This window comes from Sulfurovum sp. (genome assembly GCF_041562805.1).
Taxonomy (GTDB): Bacteria; Campylobacterota; Campylobacteria; order Campylobacterales; family Sulfurovaceae; genus Sulfurovum.
Genome location: NZ_JBFFOH010000196.1, coordinates 1 through 4,023, shown reverse-complemented (window position 1 = coordinate 4,023; position 4,023 = coordinate 1). Strand labels below are relative to the sequence as shown.

Below are 4,023 nucleotides of genomic sequence, written 5' to 3'. Positions count from 1 at the left end.
GGCGGCGTCTTCTACCTGCTCTACCGCAAAGCCTACCTCCCTGCCCTCGGCCTTTTTCTTCTGACCATCGTCAGTTTCGCCATTCCCTTCGGCGGCCTCATCGTCTGGATTCTCACCGGAGGCCTCGCCCCCTATTTCGTCTACAAGACCTACCTAACTAAAAAAGCGGAGATCGAAGCCGCAGTTGCAGACGAACAGAAACGCATCGAGACCATGCGCGCCGTCGGCGGCGTCAACGACTGGGCCATCTGGCTCGCCGTCGCCCTGCACCTTCTTATGTGGATCTCTGTCTTTACGATGTTGTCAACTATGATGGCGATGTTTTCGCAGCAGTAAGTTATAAGTCTAATTATCTTGAACTCAATATGATTAATAATTAAAAAAGGACATTAAATGGGATGGAGAGGTGCAATCCGATCAATAAATGCTGCAGCTAAAGCAGCAGAAAGAGATGCCAAACGCCGACAACGTCAACTGGAACAACAGCAAAAGCAATATCATAAGATGCAAGAATTAGAACAAGCATCTTATGAAGTTGATGCTTATCAAAACCATATAGATATAATTCAATCAATGCATAAAGATTGTAGTAGTCCTATTGATTGGAAACAGATTGCAATAAGTCCAGAACCAAAAAAACCTGAAAAATCCAACATACATGAAGAGAAAGCCAAAACAACTGAGAGTAACTATCATCCTGGACTTATTGACCGAATCTTTAAGAGAGAAGCCGTTAAACGCCAAAAGTTGGCAGATGATGTGAAAGTAGCCATCAGAAATGATGAGTCAGCGTATATAGTAGACATAAAACAATGGAAAGAAAAATGCGCAGACTGGAGCAACAACACTGAATTAGCTCAAAAAGTCTTGAACAATGATGCCAAGACAAAACTTGCAGTTATTGAGGACATCAATCCTTTTTCAGAAATTTCTACCCTAGGATCGAGTCTATCATTTAATGTAAACAATAATTCAATAGTAGATGTTACAATCAAAGTTCATGGTGCTGATATTATTCCAAGCGAGTCCAAAAGTTTGTTGAAAAGTGGTCGCGTGTCTGTCAAGAAAATGCCGAAAGGCCAATTTAATGAACTGTACCAAGACTATGTATGTAGCTGTGTACTGAGAGTAGCAAATGAATTATTTTCAATTCTACCCGACGAAATGGTTTTTGTCACAGCAGTTGACAAACTGTTAAATAGTAAAACAGGACACATTGAAGAATCTCCAATATTATCAGTCGCGGTAGCACGTGATACTTTACAGTCACTTAATATGGACTATATTGATCCATCAGACTCTATGAGTAACTTTGTCCACCATATGTCATTTATGAAAACAAAAGGTTTTGAGGCGGTGGAACGTCTTACACCTGACAGCTTTTTAAATATGTAACATAAATCAAAAAATAAGGGTTGTGTGATACCTATACTTAAGTTATGTAAAATTGTCATAATATCTTGTGAATTGAATTCGGGTTACTTTTGAAGATGTTTGAGGAAAATACGCTTATAGTTTAAGCGTTAATTACATGTAATAGGTATAAAAAACAGTTATTTCTTGTTGTCACTTTTATTAATGTACTGTACAGCGGCTACAAGAACTGTTGATGTTAAAAATAGTCCTGCTAATATTGGCTGTTTATGCATACCAAAATATGCAGCACCTGAAAGTGATAATATTGCAATAGAAAATGCCATAAATTGACCAATAAAAGCATAGGTTCTCACATAAGGCACTTCTTTTATTCTTTTGTCTTGCTCATTTTTTTCTATTGTAATAATATCATTTTGTAAGTCAAGTTCTTGTTGCTTAAAACCAAGTATTTTATCAACAATTTCAGGGTGATCGTTTTGCATTCTATGGAGAGCATCTATCTCTGAAGCTCCAAGATGATAGATGTTATTTTGGGTTAGGTGTTGGGTTTCTTGTTCAGAATGCTGCTGATGCGAAGCTTTCTCGTTGACCGCTTTTCGTTGTGATTTTGTTAATTTTCTCACTGGTCAACTTCCTGTTTTTAGCTGTTTTATTGTTAATACGTTTTGAAATATCTCCGACTTTATTTAATTCAGAGTAATCAATTGGGGTAAATGCATTTGTAAAGCCAAGAACAAATGCTCTAAGTTTATCACTCATATGCCACCTCCTTAAAAATTGCGGAATTATATCTACAATTTGTTTTGTTTATGTTAAACATTATTTACAATAAATGTTAATAAAGCTTAAGTAACATATCTTACATTAATGCAATTTCTATGCCTGACGTAATAAACAAAATCAAACATAAAATTACATTGTTTTATATTGACGGTATAGTTATCATAGCATAGGGGTGTTAACAATAACGTAATATGGTATATACTTTATATATTTTGTCACTAAACTACACACTGCTATTATACACGTAACTCAGCTTTTAACGCTATAAACTCTATATCTGTGATGACACTTTTTTCTTTTAATATAAATAGCCTCTCTAGCTCATTATTTATAAACGGCTTTCACTAGAAATCAATCTACATCAACCGACTCTTCTCGGTTAAATTTCCTCATTCCCATCACTTCTGAAGGTGACAACCCACTACTTTTATCGAAAATCACATCCCCCAGTTCCCCCAGTTCCCCCAGTTCCCACATTTCTCGCTCCACCTCTCCCGAGGAGGAATGTATATAATAGCCTAGTCATCATATATATTGCTGTCTGCACTCCATCATATAAGTGACGAAACGAGAACAGCACGACATGGTCCAAACAGCAGCGCCGGAGACTATGAGGGCTTAACGGGTATAATCTTAATTGAAAAAAATTAAACAGGTATGCATGCATTCCAAGAGCAACTTGGTGATGATAAAAAGAGGGAATATGATCTATCCGTATGATTCTGGAAAATAATATGCGATTATTTTTAATCGGTTTATTATTTATTATTGGAATAGCAATAGGTATCTTTTGGGAAAAGTTTCAAATACAACATAACCGCTGGGACAATGATCAATTAATAGGTTTGACTGTAAATGAGGCTATCCAAGTTTTGGGTTTACCTGACGTGAGGTATAGCATGAAAGGCAGCCTCTTATGGATAGAGAATAATCAAGTATTAAAAGTACGATATGATCCCTCTAATGTAATTAACTTTGTAGAAGCCACTAACCGTCTATTTATAAACAATGACATTAACTATAAATTTTCTTCTATGAGATTACTAGAGCTGAATAATGATTGTAACCTTGAAGCGTATAAGTATAATGATACTTGTGAAAAAAGAAAAAAAGAACTGGAAGAATTATTGCAAAAAGTTAAAGACAACAACGTAATGCATAAAATAGGAAAAGATCTATGAATTCAAGAAAATGTCCCTGTTGTAAGAAGGACTTTACGTTTAAAGACTATATATATGAAGTTTTAAATTTTAAGAAAAAAATACATCACACAGAAAAAGGCAGAATAATAAAATGCAAGCACTGTTCATCTAAAATTGTAGATGAAGTCAAACATGACAACATTTATTATGTGATAATCCCTTTTGTCTTTTTACTGGAAGTGGTAAGAGAATACTTTATGAGTGGAAAGGAAGTAAGTCTATTTGTTGAGTTGCTTCCAATAATAGTATTATTGTTGTTATTACCTATTGTATTTTTTATAGTTTATAGACTTGTACCTTTCAAATGTTATCAAATTGACAAAGCTTAGTTTATTCATCTCATCAAACGTATAGTCTATTTTTAGGTGGTGTGGGATAGATACGAGGTTACAAATATTAATTTTCATCTTTACTCTGCGTAATAGATGATTGATCGTTCCTTGTTTGAGTAGTCTGGCCCTCTAAGTCTTGGTAGCGACAAGAGAGTCAGAGATAAAGCCAACGTAAAAAAGTAATCTATTTTTCCCCGTTCTCACCTTGTATAAACAATGTGTTGTCTCAATATTTTAAAAGTTGCAGCTTTTCCAAGCAAAAGCTTGGGCGAACTGACCTTTACGACGAAAAACCGCTGAGAGCGCGGGGATTTACGGTAGCCAGAGCG

At 35.6% G+C, this 4,023-nt stretch carries 5 protein-coding genes; 3 read left to right on the top strand and 2 right to left on the bottom strand.

The features are described 5' to 3' along the window. Both ABYK33_RS14375 and ABYK33_RS14370 read left to right on the top strand, forming a co-directional pair. A partial coding sequence (locus ABYK33_RS14375; RefSeq protein ID WP_373033984.1) for a hypothetical protein occupies positions 1-336 on the top strand: 336 nt, incomplete at its 5' end. A gap of 57 nt (positions 337-393) precedes the next feature. Continuing rightward, positions 394-1,395 carry a hypothetical protein gene (locus ABYK33_RS14370; RefSeq protein ID WP_373033983.1) on the top strand — a complete coding sequence of 334 codons (1,002 nt, stop codon included), beginning with the start codon at positions 394-396 and terminating at the stop codon, positions 1,393-1,395. Between the two features lie 158 nt (positions 1,396-1,553). On the opposite strand, the gene ABYK33_RS14365 is transcribed toward ABYK33_RS14370, so the two are convergent. Both ABYK33_RS14365 and ABYK33_RS14360 read right to left on the bottom strand, forming a co-directional pair. Further along, on the bottom strand, positions 1,554-2,000 hold the full coding sequence (locus ABYK33_RS14365) for a hypothetical protein (protein WP_373033981.1): 447 nt from the start codon (positions 1,998-2,000) through the stop codon (positions 1,554-1,556). Next, positions 1,933-2,136, bottom strand: coding sequence for a hypothetical protein (locus tag ABYK33_RS14360; protein WP_373033980.1), 204 nt, complete (start codon positions 2,134-2,136; stop codon positions 1,933-1,935). The genes ABYK33_RS14365 and ABYK33_RS14360 overlap by 68 nt, the downstream gene beginning before the upstream one ends. Positions 2,137-2,894: 758 nt before the next feature. Between ABYK33_RS14360 and ABYK33_RS14355 the strand changes: the two genes are divergently transcribed. Beyond that, positions 2,895-3,341 (top strand): hypothetical protein, encoded by a 447-nt coding sequence (locus ABYK33_RS14355; protein ID WP_373033979.1) that lies wholly within the window; start codon positions 2,895-2,897, stop codon positions 3,339-3,341. The last annotated feature ends 682 nt before the right edge of the window (positions 3,342-4,023 follow it).